The following is a 15380-nucleotide window of genomic DNA, read 5'->3' on the forward strand; positions in this document are numbered from 1 at the left end:
CGGCCGCCGCCCGGGTCGGCGTCGATGCCGGCGCCGGGCCGCTGGTGGCCTCGGCCGACCGGTCCGCCTCGGCGGCCCGGGCCCGCGCCGCGGCGACGGCCTACCTGGCCGACAGTCCCGGGGTCAGCGGGCGGGTGGTGGTCCGCGGCGGCACCGTCGAGGTGCGCACCACCAGCACCGAGCCCACCGTCTTCCTCTCGCTGATCGGGGTGGAGGAGGTCACCGGGGAGGGGTCGGCGACCGCCCGGCTGTTCACCGTGGGCGGCTGACCGAGCGTCCCATCCGGGTGACCGCCTCGGTGATGATCGCGGGGGAGGTGGCCAGGTTGATCCGGGCGAACCCCACCGTCCGCGGGCCGAAGGCGGCACCGTCGTTCAGCGCCACCCGGGCCTCGTCGAGGAAGTGCCGGGCCGGGTTGGCCAGCCCCAGCTCCCGGCAGTCCAGCCAGGCCAGGTAGGTGCCCCGGCTCAGCCGGTGGCGCACCGGAGGCAGGTGCTCGGCCAGCAGCGTGTCCAGCAGCTCGCGGTTGGCCTGCAGCTCGGTGCGCAGCTGCACCAGCCAGTCCCGGGCGCCGGTGAGGGCGGCGGTGTGCGCGCGGAGCGCGACGTGGCTGGCGGCGCCGCGGGTGCTCTCGTAGGGCAGCGCCCGCACGCGGTCCAGCTGCTCGGGGCCGGCGATGATGAGCGCCCCCTTGAGCCCGGCCAGGTTCCAGGCCTTGGACGCCGAGACCAGGCTGATCGCGTGCTCGCCGCCGGGCACGTCGAGCAGCGGCACGAACTGCTCCCCGGGCCCGACCAGCGGTGAGTGGATCTCGTCGGCGAGCAGCAGCACGTCGTGGCGGCGGGCCAGCTCGGCCAGCCGGGTCAGCTCCTCGCGGGTGTGCACCACCCCGGTCGGGTTGTGCGGGCTGCTCAGCAGGTGCACTCCCACCCCCTCGGCGTAGGCGGCCTCGTGCGCGTCCAGGTCGAGCCGGCCCTCCTCGGTCAGCGGGACGTCCACCAGCTCGGCCCCGGCGTTGCGCACCACCGCCCAGAACGGGGCGTAGACGGGGGAGTTGATCACCACCCGCTCGCCGGGGCGGACCGCCTGCCCGATCAGCATCGCGATGCCCTGCATGACGTCGGGGGAGAGCACCGCCTGGCGGGCCGGGTCGAACGTCCAGCCCCACTCGTCGGCGGCGAAGGCGGCGAAGGCCTCGGCGTAGGCGTTGCCCTCGGGGTAGCCGGTGTCGCCCTCGGCGACCACCCGCAGCAGCTCCTCGCGGACGGCCGGCGGGAGCGGGGTGTCCATCTCGGCCACCCACAGCGGCAGCACGTCCTCGGGGTAGCGGCGCCACTTCATCGAGGTGCGGTGGCGCAACGTCGCCAGGTCGAGGGAGAGGATCGGTTCCACCCGCCCGACAATAGGGGCCGGGCCCCGCCACGACCCTGGACTTCCGTCGGTCGGGCAGGCGACGATGACCGGCATGGCCCGCTACTTCGACGTCCACCCCGACAACCCCCAGCCCCGGGCCATCGGCCAGGTGGCCGACCTCATCCGCGGTGGCGGTCTCGTCGCCTACCCCACCGACTCCTGCTTCGCCCTGGGCTGCCAGCTCGGCAACCGGGAGGGGCTGGACCGGATCCGCGCCATCCGCCACCTCGACGCCTCCCACCACTTCACCCTGGTGTGCTCGACCTTCGCCCAGCTGGGCCAGTTCGTGCAGATGGACAACGACGTCTTCCGCGCGGTGAAGGCGGCCACGCCGGGGCAGTACACCTTCATCCTGCCGGCCACCAAGGAGGTGCCGCGGCAGATGCTGCATCCCAAGAAGCGCACCGTCGGTGTGCGGATCCCCGCCCACGTCACCACCCAGGCGCTGCTGGACGAGCTCGGCCAGCCGCTGATGTCGAGCACCCTGCTGCTGCCCGACCAGGAGGCGCCGATGACCGAGGGCTGGATGATCACCGACGAGCTCGGCGCCCAGCTGGACGGGGTGCTCGACTCCGGCGACTGCGGCACCGAGCCCACCACCGTGGTCGACCTGTCCGGGGACGAGGTGGTGATCGCCCGCCGCGGCGCGGGCGACCCGTCCCCGTTCGAGTGAGCCGGATGGGTGCTCGTCGGCCCGCGGCCCTAGGGTCGACCGGGTGACCGTCCCCGCAGAGACCCCCAACCCGCTGCTGACCCCGAGCGAGCTGCCCTACCACCTGCCGCCCTTCGCCGAGATCACCGTCGCGCACTACCGGCCGGCGCTCGAGCAGGGGATGGCCGAGCAGCGCGCGGAGGTGGCCGCCATCACCGCCGACCCCCAGCCGGCCGGATTCACCAACACCCTGGAGGCCCTCGAGCGCTCCGGGACGCTGCTGCGCCGGGCCACCGCGGTGTTCTCCAACCACGTCTCCAGCGACGGCGACGAGGCGCTGCGGGCCCTGTCGGAGGAGCTGCAGCCCCTGCTCAGTGAGCACCAGGACGCGATCATGCTCGACCGGGCCCTGTTCGCCCGGGTGGACGACGTGCACCGGCGGCTGGACGAGCTCGACCTCACCGAGGAGCAGCGGGAGCTGGTCCGCCGCTGGCACCGCGACATGACCGAGGCCGGGGCCGCCCTGGACGAGGACGCCCAGCAGCGGCTGCGCGAGATCAACTCCCGGCTGGCGGTGCTGTCCAGCCGGTTCCAGCAGCGGGTGGTCGCGGCGATGAAGGACGGCGCCGTGCTGGTCACCGACGAGGCCGAGCTGGACGGCCTGGACGAGGGCGCCCGCGCCACCGCCGCCCGGGCCGCCGAGGCCGCCGGCCACCCCGGCGGCTGGCTGATCACCTGCACCAACTACACCAACCACCCCTGGCTGGCCCGGCTGCACTCCCGTCCGCTGCGCCAGCGGCTGTTCGAGGCCCAGACCGGGCGCGGCGGGCCCGGACCGCACGACACCGAGCCGCTGGTGCTGGAGCTCGTCCGGCTGCGCGCGGAGCGGGCCGCCCTGCTCGGCTTCCCCGACCACGCCTCGGTGGTGACCGCCGCCGGCACCGCCCGCACCCCGCAGGCGGTCCGCGACCGGTTCGACCCGATGGCCCGCGCCGTGGCGGTCAACGTGGTCGCGGAGAAGCAGGCGCTGCAGGAGGAGGTCGAGCGGCACTGCACCGAGACGGGCAGCGAGCCGTTCGCGCTGCGGCCCTGGGACTGGGCCTACTACACCGAGCGGCTGCGCCAGCGCCGCTACGCCCTCGACCTGGACGGTCTGCGCCCGTGGTTCGAGGCCGAGCGGGTGCTGACCGCGGGCGTCTTCGCCGCGGCCACGCTGGTCTACGGGCTGACCTTCACCGAGCGCCCCGACCTGCGGGGCTACCGCGACGACGTCCGGGTCTTCGAGGTGCACGACTCCGACGGCACCGGCCTGGGCCTGTACCTGCTCGACCTGCACACCCGCGACACCAAGAACGGTGGCGCCTGGATGAACTCGCTGGTGCTGCAGAACCGGCTGCACGACGAGCGTCCGGTGGTGGTCAACAACCTCAACGTGAGCCCGCCGCCGCCGGGGCAGCCCACCCTGCTCACGCTGTCGGAGGTCACCACCCTCTTCCACGAGTTCGGCCACGCGCTGCACGCGCTGCTCTCCGAGGTCACCTACCCCCGCTTCTCCGGCACCCGGGTGCCGCGGGACTTCGTGGAGTTCCCCAGCCAGGTCAACGAGATGTGGATCCAGCACCCCGACGTGCTGGGCCGCTACGCCCGCCACGTCGAGACCGGGGAGCCGCTGCCCGCCGAGCAGCTGGAGCGGCTGGAGGAGGCCGCCACCTTCAACCAGGGCTTCCTCACCGCGGAGAACCTCGCCAGCGCGCTGCTCGACCAGGAGTGGCACGCCCTGCCCGCCGGCACCGAGATCGCCTCGGTGGACGCGTTCGAGGCCGAGGCGCTGGCCCGGATCGGGCTCGACGAGGAGTGCGTCCCGCCGCGCTACCACTCCCGCTACTTCGCCCACGTCTTCGCCAACAGCTACGACGCGCGCTACTACTCCTACCTGTGGTCGGAGGTGCTGGACGCCGACACGGTGGCCTGGTTCGACGAGCACGGCGGGCTGAGCCGCGAGAACGGCGACCACTTCCGCCTTGAGCTGCTCTCCCGCGGCTCCTCCCGCGACCCGATGGACTCCTACCGCGCCTTCCGCGGCCGCGATCCCGAGCAGGGGCCGCTGCTGGCCCGTCGGGGTCTGGTCTGAGCCGCTGGGTACTCTCTGACCGCCGCGGTACGCGCGGCGCTACCCCGAGGGCGAGGAGCTGGGTGATGGTGAGCATCGAGGACCTGCGCGACTGGGTCGACCTGGCGGTGGTCGACCCGTCGGAGTCGAAGATCGGCAACCTGGAGAGCATCTACTTCGACACCGCCACCGACGAGCCGGCCTTCGCCGCGGTCAAGACCGGTCTGCTCGGCGGCAACCGGCTGCTCTTCGTGCCGCTGGACGGGGCCACCGTCTCGCCGAAGCACGTCAAGGTGCGGGTGCTGAAGAAGCTGGCCAAGGACGCGCCGTCGATCCCGCAGGACGGCCAGCTCGAGGCGGCGATGGAGCCCGAGATCTACGCCCACTACGAGATGCCCTACGCCACCGGCGCGGGCGGGGAGCGCAAGCTCGGCCGTCGCTGAGCCCACCGCTGCGCCGCCGCGCCGGACCGGCTAGCGTCACCCGGGACAGGTCGTCGAGCAGGGGGTTGTCGTGGCGGGTGCAGCGGAGTACGACGTCATCGTCGTCGGGGCGGGCTCGACCGGGGAGAACGTGGCCGGGCAGGCCGTCGCCGGCGGGCTGAGCGCGGTGGTGGTCGAGGCGGAGCGGGTCGGCGGTGACTGCTCCTACTGGGCCTGCATGCCGTCCAAGGCGCTGCTGCGCAGCGGGTCGGCGGCCCGGGCCGCGCGCCGGGCCCCCGGGCTCGAGGTGCAGGGGCCCGCGGTGGCCGACGTGCTGGCCCACCGCGACCAGATCGTCTCGCACTATGACGACACCTCCCAGGTGCAGTGGCTGGACTCGGTCGGGATCGACCTGGTCCGCGGCCACGGCCGGCTGACCGGTGAGCGGGAGGTCACCGTCACCACCGCCGACGGCGGGACGCAGGTGCTGCGCGCCCGGCACGCGGTCGCCCTGTGCACCGGCAGCGCCGCGCTGGTGCCGCCGCTGCCCGGGCTCGCCGAGTCCGAGCCGTGGACCAGCCACGACGCCACCTCCGCCCGCGAGGTGCCGGGCCGTCTGCTGGTGGTCGGCGGGGGCGTGGTGGCGTGCGAGATGGCGCAGGCCTGGAACGACCTCGGCGCCGAGGTCACCGTGGTGGCCCGCTCGGAGCTGCTGTCGTCGATGGAGGACGTCGCCGGCCGGCTGGTCCGCGAGGCGCTGACCGAGTACGGGGTGGACGTCCGCACCGGGGTCGACGTCAGCGAGGTGCGCAGCGGCCCCGACGGCATCCAGGTGCACCTGGGCGACGGGTCCGTGGTGGCCACCGACAAGGTGCTGGTGGCGACCGGACGCCGGCCGCGCACCGATGACCTCGGGCTGGAGACGGTCGGGCTGGAGTCCGGCTCCTGGCTCGACACCGACGACACCCTGCGCGTCGTGGGGGCGGACGGGCCGCTGCCGTGGCTGTACGCCGTCGGCGACCTCAACCACCGCGCGCTGCTGACCCACCAGGGCAAGTACCAGGCCCGCGCCGCCGGCGACGTCATCGTGGCCCGGGCCACCGGGGCGACCGTGCAGGAGGAGCGCTGGGGCGCCCACGCCGCCACCGCCGACTCCGTCGCCGTGCCGCAGGTGGTCTTCACCGACCCCGAGGTGGCCAGCGTCGGGCTCACCTCCGCGGCCGCCGCCCGCGAGGGGATCGAGGTCCGGCTGGTGGACTACGACCTGGCCTCTCTGGCCGGCTCGATGGTGCACGCGCAGGGCTACAAGGGCTGGGCCCGGCTGGTCGTCGACCCGCGGCGCCAGGTGCTGCTCGGAGCGACCTTCGTCGGCCAGGACGTCGCCGAGCTGCTGCAGTCGGCCACCATCGCGGTGGTGGGCGAGGTGCCGCTGCACCGGTTGTGGCACGCCGTCCCGGCCTACCCGACGCTCAGCGAGGTGTGGCTGCGGCTGCTGGAGGGGCTGGGCCGCGACACCGCGCTGGCCTGAACCGGCGCTGGCTGCCCGCCCGGGGTCAGGGGCTTCCGCTCGTCGAGGTCGGCAGCGCGATCGCCTTCCCGGGGGCGTGCCAGCCGGCCCGCTGCGATCCGGCAGACTGGGGCGATGCCACAGACACGTCCCGGGCAGCGCGCGCTGACCCGTCGCACCCTGTTCGGAGTCGGAGCCGTCGGCATGGCGGGCGTCGCGGTCGGCGCGGTCGGCGTCGACGTCGCCCACGGCGGACCGGTCGGCCGGGGGATCGCCGCCACCACCGAACCGTTGCGCAAGCGTCTGGCCGGCCCGATGGAGGTCATCACCTCCCGCGACGGCCTGGCCGAGGGCGACCTGTTCGTCACCGACATGGGCGAGGACGCTCGGCTGCTCATCCTCGACAACACCGGCGAGGTGCTGTGGGAGCGCTCTGGCGCCGGCTCCTACGCCGACTTCCGGATGCAGCGCTACCAGGGCCGTGACGTGCTCACCTGGTGGGAGTCCTACGAGGTCGAGGGGGCGCGTCCGTGGGCCAACGGCGACTGCGTGATCGCCGAGCCGGACGGCACCGAGGTCGCCCGGATCGGGGCGCACGGCGGGCTGGCGCCCGACGAGCACGAGTTCTTCCTCACCGACCGCGACACCGCCCTCATCGTCAGCTACGTCGAGCACCCCGCCGACCTCACCCGCTGGGGCGGGCTGGACGACGACCTCGTCATCAGCGGCGTGGTCGAGGAGATCGACCCGGCCACCGGGGAGGTGCTCTTCCACTGGGACTCCGTCGACCACGTCGGGTTCGGAGAGAGCTTCGCCGGTGTGCCGCACGAGCCGGACCAGCCGTGGGACTACTTCCACATCAACTCCGTCGAGCCGACCCCTGACGGCAACCTGGTGGTCTCGGCCCGTCACACCTGGGGCATCTACAAGATCGACCGGCAGACCGGCGAGGTGATCTGGCGGCTGGGCGGCAAGGAGAGCGACTTCGACGTCCCCGACGAGGCCACCTTCGCCTGGCAGCACCAGGCCACCTACGAGGACGACTCGCTGCTGCGGCTGTTCGACAACGGCAGCGACGGCACCGCGCTGCGCCACCCCTACAGCCAGGTGCTGTGGCTGCGGCTGGACGAGGAGGCCCGCACGCTGCGGCTGGAGCGGTCGCTGCGACACCCCGACGGCCTGCAGGCCCCCTCCATGGCCAGCGCCCAGACGCTGCCGAACGGCAACGTGCTGGTCGGCTGGGGCTCGGCGCAGCGGCTCACCGAGTTCTCCCCGACCGACGAGGTGCTGCTGGACGCCACCCTGACCGAGCGCTCCTACCGGGTGTACCGCCACGTCCGTCCCTGAGCGGCGACCCGCTGGGGCCCTTGGGCGGCGCGGCTAGCCTCCGTCAGGACGGAGGGGAGCGCGCATGTCGCGTCGGATCGTCCTGGCGGCAGCAGGGGTGCTGCTGGCGACCGCCCTCGTGGTGATCGCGGCCGTCCTCGTCGACCGGGAGGACACCGCCGGCGAGCCGCCGCCGGCCCCGGCCCCGTCCACCGCTGCTCCAGGCACTCCTCGGCCGTCGCCGAGCCCGACGCCGACCCCCACCCCTACGCCGACGCCGACGCCCGAGCCGGGTGCGGAGGCGGTGATCACCAACGACGCCGCCGCCACCGACGCGGCGATGGACGTGCTGGCCGACGGCGGGACGGCCGCCGACGCCGCGGTCGCGGCGGCCGCGGTGCTCAGCGTGGTCGAGCCCTACTACTCCAACGTCATCGCCGGCGAGACCGCCGCGCTGTGGTACGACGCCGAGCAGCAGTCGGTCAGCAGCCTCCAGGGTGTCGGCTGGGTGGGGGAGGACTTCGACCGCGCGGAGTACCGCTCGCGCGGCGTCAGCGGGTTCGGCATGCACCAGGCGCTGGTGCCCGGCTCGTGGGACCTGTGGATGACGCTGCTCGCCGAGCAGGGCGAGCTCGGGCTGGACCGGGTGCTGGAGCCGGCGATCGAGCTGGCCGAGGACGGGTTCGAGGCCTCCAGCAGCCTGGCCGCCCAGGCCCGGGCCTACCGCGCGGCCGGCGGCATGAACAACCCGGCCGAGGCGGTCTACGCCCCCGCCGGCAGCGTGGTGGACGAGGGGGAGACCGTCGTCCAGGAGGACTTCGCGGCGACCCTGCGCTCGCTGGCCGAGGCCTACACCGCCGCCGGCGACCGCGCGGCCGGGATCGAGGCGGCCCGGGCGCTGGTCTACGAGGGCGAGCTGGGGGAGCGGCTGGTCGCGGAGGTGCGCAAGGGCGGCGGCTGGATCACCGAGGGCGACCTGGAGCGTTACCAGGCGGTGGCGGGGGAGTCGATCACCCTCGACTGGGACGAGGAGACGACCGTGCACCAGGTGCCGCCCGGCAGCCAGGGGCTCACCATGCTGATGGCGCTCAACACGCTGCGGACGGCCGACCTCTCCGAACGGGACGACGCCGACGCCACGCACCTGCAGATCGAGGCCCTCAAGCTGGCGCTGGCCGACCGGGAGGAGTTCGTCGGCGACCCCGAGTTCACCGACGTCCCCGTGGAGGAGCTGCTCGACCCGGCCTACGGTGAGCAGCAGCTGGAGCGGATCGACCTCGGCTCCTCCCTCGACGCGCCGGTCGACCCCGGTCTGGACAACACCACGACCTTCCAGGTGGTCGACGCGGACGGCAACGCCGCCGCCGTCACCACCAGCACCGGCTACCAGTTCCTGCAGGCCGGCAGCACCGGGATCATGATGAACAACCGGATGCGCTACATGACCGACCGCGACCCCTCCAGCCCCAACTACATCGAGGCCGGGAAGCGGGTCCGCTACACCGGCAACCCGTGGATGGTGACCACACCGGACGGGCTGTCGCTGCTGGGCGGCAACATCGGCGGCGACACCCAGGCCCAGGTGCAGACCCAGCACGTCATCGACGTGGTCGAGCTGGGGATGAGCCCGCAGGAGGCGGTCGCCGCCCCGCGGTTCGTCACCCAGTCCCAGCCGAACAGCGTGGTCCCGCACGGGATCGCCGACCAGGTGCGGGTCGACCAGAGCACCGACGCCGACGTGCTGTCCAGCCTGCGTTCGCGTGGGCAGCGGCTGCAGGTGACGTCGGGGCCGGGACCCTTCGGCACCGGGTCGCTGATCCGGCTCAGCGCCGACCGGCAGGAGGTCGAGCTCGGCGTCGACCCGCGGTCGTGGACCGCCGACGGACGGACCCGCCCGCCGCGCTGAGGCGGGTCGGCGGTTTGATGATCAACATCCTGGGTACCCCGGGGGAGTAGCAGCGCTGCGAAAGGAGGCACCCCATGACGCTCCAGGAGGTTCCTGGAAGTCAGACTCCGGAGGACCCGCGCGCCGACGAGGTCGCCGAGCTGTTGTGGGTCCCGTTCACCCGCTGGGAGTTCGTGGCCGAGCGGGAGAACCTCGATGTCGAGCTCGGTCCGCCCGAGCCGTGGGAGGACCGGTCCGCGCTCGAGGACGAGCCGGACACCTTCACCTGGTGACCCTCAGACGTTGAGAGCGTCGCCGAGCGGCACCCCGCTGAGCCGGATCAGCAGCCGTCCCAGCACCGCGCAGGCGACGGTGACGGCCAGCACCACCCAGCTCGGTGACGTGCCGTGGGCCAGCAGCCACACGGCCGCGGCGATGAACAGCACGGTCATGCTGAGACCGAGCCAGAACAGCAGCGCGCCCAGTAGGGCCAGGACCAGACGACCTCTTCCCACCCGCCCGACCCTAGTGGCTGACCCGGTCATCCCGGGCTGGCCGCGGGCTCAGCCGTCCAGCTCGGCGGGGGAGCGCAGCACGCAGAACTGGTTGCCCTCGGGGTCGGCCAGCGTCACCCAGCCGGTGCCGGGGCCGTGGATGTCGCGGTGGTCGGCCACCCCGGTGGCGCCCTGCTCGAGCAACCAGCGCACCTCCTCGTCGAGGATGCGTTCGCGGGGCCGGACGTCGAGGTGGATGCGCTTGGCCGGCAGCTCGGCGTCGGGGACCTCGATGAAGAGCAGCCGGTGGCCACTGTCTGGGTCGAGGATCATGCACTCCTCGTGACCCGGCGCGTTCGGGTCGTCGGGGAGGTCGGTGTAGCCGAGCACCCGCTTCCACCACTCCGACAGGGCGTAGGCGTCGTGGCAGTCGATGGTGGTGTGGGAGAGGACGACGGTCATGCGGTGAGGATGCCGCCTCCGACGCCGGCGAGGAAACCAGTTTCCGGCTCGGCCGCGTTCGCTGAGGGTGGCCGGGCCGACGCTCGTGCTGGTCGAGGTGGCCGAGGCGAAGACGACGCCGCTGCAGCCGGACGTGGAGCGGGAGGACGGAGTGTCCGCCCTGAGGAGGCCCGTCGAGGACCGGCCGGTGACAAGTGGCGTGCGGATGGGTACGGCAGAGGTCATCGCCGGGAGAGCACCGGCGCACGGTGAGAGAGCAGGCACGGTGATGAACGAATCCATGGGTACCGGTGACCGGACCACCGGGGGGAGTCCTGACCCCGACCGCACCATGGCGACGGGTCGTCGGGCCGTCGTGAGCCGGGAGAAGGAGCAGTACGGGGGCATGAAGTTCGGCGCCTGCTTCTTCGGCTGGCTCACCGCCACCGGGACCGCCGTGCTGCTCACCGCGCTGCTCACCGCAGCCGGGGCCGCCGTCGGGCTCGCCCAGGAGGTGGACCCGGCCGCGGCCGCCCAGGACCCCCAGACGGTGGGTCTGGTCGGCGGCATCGCGCTGCTGGTCGTCGTGGTGGTGTCCTACTTCGCCGGTGGCTACGTCGCCGGCCGGATGGCCCGCTTCGACGGCGTCAAGCAGGGGCTGGGGGTGTGGCTCTGGGCGCTGATCATCGCGGTCGTGGTGGCGGTCCTGGGGCTCATCGCCGGCAACCAGTTCGACGTGCTGGCCAACCTCAACGGGTTCCCGCGGCTGCCGGTCAACGAAGGCACGCTGACCGTCGCCGGCATCGTCACCGCGGTGGCGCTGGCGCTGGCTGCGCTGCTCGGAGCCGTGCTCGGCGGACTGGCGGGGATGCGGTTCCACCGCAAGGTCGACAAGGTCGGCCTGGGCGCCTGATCACCGCCCGGCGCAGCAGAACGAGCGCCGCGGGAATGACAACCGTGTGAGGAAGCGGGGGGCCTCTCACCCCGTCGCACACCCCCGAGTTGTCATAATGTCGCTTATCGGACAACGACCAGTCGGGCAGGGACCCCGCGTCCAGATCGATGTTCGTTCGGGTCACGACACCACCGCACACCTCGATGTGTGTGCCGCTCAGAGATCGAGCCGGGTCTGGATCGAGTTGCCGTGCACGGGGTCCGGCTCGACCACTCCCGTCTCGACGAAGCCCAGCTTGGCCAGCACCCGCCGCGAGGCGGTGTTCCACTCCCGCACGGTCGCCCAGACGCGGCGTGGCTCGTGCTCGCGCACCCAGTCCAGCACCGCCCGGGCGGCCTCGGTCGCCAGGCCCTGGCCGTGCACCCGGCACAGCAGCTCGAACGCCAGCTCGGGCTCACCCTCCAGGTCGCCGCGACCGGACACCAGCCCGCAGTAGCCGACCACCTCGCCGCTGCCCCTGGTCTTCAGCGCCAGCAGACCCGGACGCGGCAGCCCGCGGTCCTCCCGGATGCGCCGCTCGAGGTCGGCCAGGCTGGGCCGGCCCTGCGCGTCGATCCGTCGGGACGCCGGCACCCGCGGGTCGCGCTCGGCCCACAGCTCGCGCTGCACCCGCGCCTCCTCCGGCCGCCACGGCCGCAGCAGCAGCCGATCCGTCTCCAGCCGCACCCGTTCCGTCTCCTGGTCCACCGCTCCTCCGCTCTGCCCCGTCAGTCTCTCCCCCGTCGTCCGGACGCGCCGAGGTCCTGCACCGGCGCGCGGCACAGGACCAGGGCTCAGACGGACGGGCCTCATCCCGTCCGGCGGCGGTACTTCACGACGGCGAGGACGTAGGCCAGCACCAGCACCCCGACGCACCAGGCCAGCGCCACCCACAGGTCTCCTCCGACCGGCTGCCCCTCCAGCAGGGCGCGGATCGAGTTGACGATGGAGGTCACCGGCTGGTTCTCGGCGAACCAGCGCACCGGCCCCGGCATCGTCGCGGTCGGTACGAAGGCCGAGCTGATGAAGGGCAGGAAGATCAGCGGGTAGCTGAACGCGCTCGCCCCGTCGACGCTCTTGGCCGACAGTCCGGCGAAGACGGCGATCCAGGTCAGGGTCAGCGTGACCAGCAGCAGGATCCCCACCACCCCCAGCCACTCCAGCGGGCCCGCCGGTGAGCGGAAACCCATCACCAGGGCGACCGCGACCACGACGGCCAGCGAGATGAGGTTGGCCACCACCGAGGTGAGGACGTGGGCCCAGAGCGCGCTCGACCGGGCGATCGGCATCGACCGGAACCGCTCGACGATCCCGCCCTGCAGGTCGAGGAAGAGCCGGTAGGAGGTGTAGGCCACCCCCGAGGCGATGGTGATGAGCAGGATCCCGGGCAGCAGGTAGTTGACGTAGGAGCCGCCGCCGGTGTCGATGGCGCCGCCGAAGACGTAGACGAAGAGCAGCATGAACGCGATCGGCATCACGGCGGTGGTGATGATGGTGTCGGGGCTGCGGGCGATGTGGCGCAGCGAGCGTCCGGTGAGGGCGCTGGTGTCGCTGAGGGCGTGGCTGGTCATGACGGGTCCTCCGTCCCGGTGGTGGTGGCTCCGACGCCGCGCGGGGCGCCGGGGCCGGTGATGGCGAGGAAGATCTCCTCCAGGGTGGGCTGCTTCTCGACGTACTCGACCTTCGGCGCGGGCAGCAGCCGCTTGAGCTCGGCCAGGGTGCCGTCGGCGATGATCCGGCCCTCGTGCAGGATCGCGATCCGGTCGGCCAGCTGTTCGGCCTCGTCGAGGTACTGGGTGGTGAGCAGCACGGTGGTGCCGCCGGCGGCGAGCTCGCGGACCGCGTCCCAGACCTCGATCCGCGCCTGCGGGTCCAGGCCGGTGGTCGGCTCGTCGAGGAAGATCACCGGCGGGTCGCCGATCAGGCTCATCGCGATGTCGAGCCGCCGCCGCATGCCGCCGGAGTAGGTGGCGGCACGGCGTCCGCCGGCGTCGGTGAGGGAGAACCGGGCCAGCAGCCGGTCGGCCACCGCGCCCGGGTCGGGCAGGTGGCGCAGCCGGGCCACCAGCACCAGGTTCTCCCGGCCGGTCAGCACCTCGTCGACGGCGGCGAACTGACCCGTCAGGCTGATCGAGCGCCGCACTGCCGCCGGGTCGGCCACCACGTCGAGACCGTGCACGGTGACCGTGCCGGCGTCCGGCGTGAGCAGGGTGGACAGGATCCGCACCGCGGTGGTCTTGCCGGCGCCGTTGGAGCCCAGCAGGGCGACGATGCTGCCCCGTGCGACCTCCAGGTCGACCCCGCGCAGCACCTCCAGGTCCTTGAACGACTTGCGCAGACCGCGCACCGAGATCGCGGGAGCCACGGTGCTCATCGGCCCTGCTCCCGCTCCGCCTCGGCGACGACGGCGCTCAGCCGCTCGCGCTCCTTGTCCAGCCACTGCCGGCCGGTGTAGGCGGCGGCGAACTCGTCGGCGAAGCCGGCCGGGTCCTCCCCCACCACGCCGCGGACGGGCGTCTGGTCGGCGACCGCCCGCTCCCACAGGTCGGCGAAGTCGGTGAACATCGTGACGAGGGTGTCGCCGTCGACGTAGCCCGCCGACTGCAGGAGGTAGCGCTGGTAGGCCTTGGCCGTCCGGCGGTAGGGCTCGGGCAGGGCGTCCATCCGGGCGACGGCCTGCCGGTAATGCTTCTTCTGCTCCAGGGACCCGGTGAGGGTCTCGATCCAGCTCTTCACTGCTGTGTCCTTCCGTGGTGGTGGAACTGCTCGAGGCGCTCGGCGAGGAAGGTCCAGGTCTCCCAGAACTCGCTGAGCTGGTCCCGTCCCCTCGCGTTGAGCGTGTAGACCTTGCGCGGCGGACCCTTGGCCGACGGCACCTTCTTGACGTCGACCAGACCCCGCTGCTCGATGCGCACCAGCAGGGCGTAGATGGTGCCCTCGGCGATGTCGGTGAACCCCTGCTCGCGCAGCCACGAGGTGATCTCGTAGCCGTAGGCGGACCGCTGCTCGAGGACCGCGAGGACGATGCCCTCCAGGACCCCCTTGAGCATCTCCGCGTCACGCCTGCCCATCAGGACCCCTTCCTGTTACCTAGCGTCGATGACTACTGGTAGACAGTAACGCTGAGTACCGGTAGGTGTCAACACTGAGTACCGGGGTTGTCAGAGCGCCGGTCTACGGTGCTGTCATGACCAGGACAACCGTGCCGGGAGAGCAGCTGCGTGGAGCGCTCGTGCACCTCTCCGACCTCAGCGGTCTGGAGATCCGGGACTGCGAGATCAGCGGGCTGCGGGTGGTCGACTGCTACGGCAGCGACGTCTACCTCGGCGGCGACTTCGGGCGTCTCGTCGTCAACGACGTCGACGTCACCGCCTACGTCGAGTCCGAGCTCGACCGCCGGCACCCGCTGCGCGTGCTGGCCCGTGATGTCTCCACCCCGACGGAGCACCGCGCCGCCTGGGAGGCGATCGAGAGCATGTGGGAGACGACCCTGGCGCGGGCGCGCCGGCTGCCGGCGTCCGCGCTGCACGAGCGGGTGCGCGGCGAGTGGTCCTTCGTCGAGACCCAGCGCCACCTGCTCTTCGCCGCCGACGCCTGGGTGGGCAACGCGGTGCTGGAGGAGGACGCGCCCTACCACCCGTTGGGCTACCCCGCCGGTGGCACCCCGCCCGAGGTGTGCGCCGCGCTCGGGCTGACGCTGGACGCGAGGCCGACGCTGGAGGAGGTGCTGCAGGCGCGCCGGGCGCGGATGGCCAGCGTGCGCCGGCTCGTCGACGGTCTCACCGAGGCCGAGCTCGACCGGGTCTGCACCCGCAAGCCCGCCGACCCCTACCCCGACGGCGAGTACGTGGTGCGCCGGTGCCTGCGGGTGGTGCTCAAGGAGGAGGTGGAGCACCACCGGTACGCGGTCCGCGACCTGGCCGTGCTGGAGGGCTGAGCCAGTTGCGGCGCCCGGGCCCTCAGCAGTCGAAGGCGTCCCAGCACAGGGAGCTGCGCCGGCGCTGGTCGTCGAGGACCAGCTCGCGGACGGCTCCGGGCAGCTGTGCGCGCTGCCAGCGGCACTCCGCCCGCCCGGCCGCCAGGCCCTCCTCGCCCGGCGCGGTGGCCCGGACGGCCTTGATCGCGTAGGCGGCCGCACCGAGGTCGTGGGCGGCGACGTGGGCGACCGCGGCCGCCTGCCCGGCGGCGTAGGCGGC

19 protein-coding genes are annotated in these 15380 nt (G+C 73.0%); 10 read left to right on the forward strand and 9 right to left on the reverse strand.

What is annotated here, in order from left to right; genetic code table 11:
• Positions 1-269, forward strand: a 269-nt coding sequence (locus DVA66_RS07405) for a hypothetical protein (RefSeq protein ID WP_408608896.1), incomplete at its 5' end; no start/stop codon positions are given.
• Here DVA66_RS07405 and DVA66_RS07410 read toward each other — a convergent pair.
• A complete protein-coding gene (locus DVA66_RS07410; RefSeq protein WP_232821825.1) occupies positions 253-1392 on the reverse strand; it encodes a MalY/PatB family protein in 1140 nt (379 codons plus the stop codon). The two genes, DVA66_RS07405 and DVA66_RS07410, sit on opposite strands and share 17 nt — an antisense overlap.
• A gap of 73 nt (positions 1393-1465) precedes the next feature.
• Between DVA66_RS07410 and DVA66_RS07415 the strand changes: the two genes are divergently transcribed.
• The 7 genes from DVA66_RS07415 to DVA66_RS07445 all read left to right on the forward strand — a co-directional run bounded on the left by DVA66_RS07415 (position 1466) and on the right by DVA66_RS07445 (position 9608).
• Positions 1466-2086, forward strand: a complete 621-nt coding sequence (locus DVA66_RS07415; protein WP_114559514.1) for an L-threonylcarbamoyladenylate synthase — start codon at positions 1466-1468, stop codon at positions 2084-2086.
• Positions 2087-2129: 43 nt separating this feature from the next.
• Complete coding sequence (locus DVA66_RS07420; RefSeq protein ID WP_114559500.1) at positions 2130-4196, forward strand: M3 family metallopeptidase; 2067 nt, start codon at positions 2130-2132, stop codon at positions 4194-4196.
• Positions 4197-4261: 65 nt separating this feature from the next.
• A complete protein-coding gene (locus DVA66_RS07425; protein WP_114559501.1) occupies positions 4262-4618 on the forward strand; it encodes a PRC-barrel domain-containing protein in 357 nt (118 codons plus the stop codon).
• Positions 4619-4688: 70 nt separating this feature from the next.
• Positions 4689-6125, forward strand: coding sequence for a dihydrolipoyl dehydrogenase family protein (locus DVA66_RS07430; protein ID WP_114559502.1), 1437 nt, complete (start codon positions 4689-4691; stop codon positions 6123-6125).
• A 114-nt stretch (positions 6126-6239) separates the two neighbouring features.
• Positions 6240-7451, forward strand: a complete 1212-nt coding sequence (locus DVA66_RS07435; protein ID WP_114559503.1) for an arylsulfotransferase family protein — start codon at positions 6240-6242, stop codon at positions 7449-7451.
• 64 nt (positions 7452-7515) lie between these two features.
• Positions 7516-9336: a gamma-glutamyltransferase family protein gene (locus tag DVA66_RS07440; protein ID WP_114559504.1), complete on the forward strand. Its 1821-nt coding sequence runs from the start codon at positions 7516-7518 to the stop codon at positions 9334-9336.
• A 74-nt stretch (positions 9337-9410) separates the two neighbouring features.
• Complete coding sequence (locus DVA66_RS07445; protein WP_114559505.1) at positions 9411-9608, forward strand: hypothetical protein; 198 nt, start codon at positions 9411-9413, stop codon at positions 9606-9608.
• 3 nt (positions 9609-9611) lie between these two features.
• Here the strand turns inward: DVA66_RS07445 and DVA66_RS07450 are convergent, their stop codons facing one another.
• Together DVA66_RS07450 and DVA66_RS07455 are read right to left on the reverse strand one after the other, a co-directional pair.
• Positions 9612-9830 (reverse strand): hypothetical protein, encoded by a 219-nt coding sequence (locus DVA66_RS07450; RefSeq protein ID WP_114559506.1) that lies wholly within the window; start codon positions 9828-9830, stop codon positions 9612-9614.
• A 48-nt stretch (positions 9831-9878) separates the two neighbouring features.
• Positions 9879-10271 carry a VOC family protein gene (locus tag DVA66_RS07455; protein WP_114559507.1) on the reverse strand — a complete coding sequence of 131 codons (393 nt, stop codon included), beginning with the start codon at positions 10269-10271 and terminating at the stop codon, positions 9879-9881.
• Positions 10272-10626: 355 nt separating this feature from the next.
• Between DVA66_RS07455 and DVA66_RS07460 the strand changes: the two genes are divergently transcribed.
• Complete coding sequence (locus DVA66_RS07460; RefSeq protein WP_157973889.1) at positions 10627-11163, forward strand: hypothetical protein; 537 nt, start codon at positions 10627-10629, stop codon at positions 11161-11163.
• A gap of 198 nt (positions 11164-11361) precedes the next feature.
• Here DVA66_RS07460 and DVA66_RS07465 read toward each other — a convergent pair whose 3' ends face one another.
• The 5 genes from DVA66_RS07465 to DVA66_RS07485 form a co-directional block, all read right to left on the reverse strand.
• Positions 11362-11892 carry a GNAT family N-acetyltransferase gene (locus DVA66_RS07465; protein ID WP_198671565.1) on the reverse strand — a complete coding sequence of 177 codons (531 nt, stop codon included), beginning with the start codon at positions 11890-11892 and terminating at the stop codon, positions 11362-11364.
• A 101-nt stretch (positions 11893-11993) separates the two neighbouring features.
• Positions 11994-12755: an ABC transporter permease gene (locus DVA66_RS07470; protein WP_114559510.1), complete on the reverse strand. Its 762-nt coding sequence runs from the start codon at positions 12753-12755 to the stop codon at positions 11994-11996.
• On the reverse strand, positions 12752-13558 hold the full coding sequence (locus DVA66_RS07475; RefSeq protein ID WP_114559511.1) for an ABC transporter ATP-binding protein: 807 nt from the start codon (positions 13556-13558) through the stop codon (positions 12752-12754). The genes DVA66_RS07470 and DVA66_RS07475 overlap by 4 nt, the downstream gene beginning before the upstream one ends.
• The gene (locus tag DVA66_RS07480) at positions 13555-13920 is read right to left on the reverse strand and encodes a DUF1048 domain-containing protein (protein ID WP_198671566.1); all 366 of its coding nucleotides are present in this window, start codon (positions 13918-13920) and stop codon (positions 13555-13557) included. The genes DVA66_RS07475 and DVA66_RS07480 overlap by 4 nt, the downstream gene beginning before the upstream one ends.
• Entirely contained in the window at positions 13917-14255 is a 339-nt protein-coding gene (locus DVA66_RS07485; protein ID WP_114559512.1) for a PadR family transcriptional regulator, read from the reverse strand. Before DVA66_RS07485 ends, DVA66_RS07480 begins: the two co-directional genes overlap by 4 nt.
• Before the next feature lie 116 nt (positions 14256-14371).
• On the opposite strand from DVA66_RS07485, the gene DVA66_RS07490 reads away from it, so the two are divergent.
• Entirely contained in the window at positions 14372-15121 is a 750-nt protein-coding gene (locus DVA66_RS07490) for a DinB family protein (RefSeq protein ID WP_114559513.1), read from the forward strand.
• 22 nt (positions 15122-15143) lie between these two features.
• On the opposite strand, the gene DVA66_RS07495 is transcribed toward DVA66_RS07490, so the two are convergent.
• The coding region (locus DVA66_RS07495; RefSeq protein ID WP_408608897.1) for a putative immunity protein at positions 15144-15380 on the reverse strand (237 nt) is incomplete at its 5' end.

Source organism: Desertihabitans aurantiacus, assembly GCF_003344635.1.
GTDB classification, from domain to species: Bacteria; Actinomycetota; Actinomycetes; order Propionibacteriales; family Propionibacteriaceae; genus Desertihabitans; species Desertihabitans aurantiacus.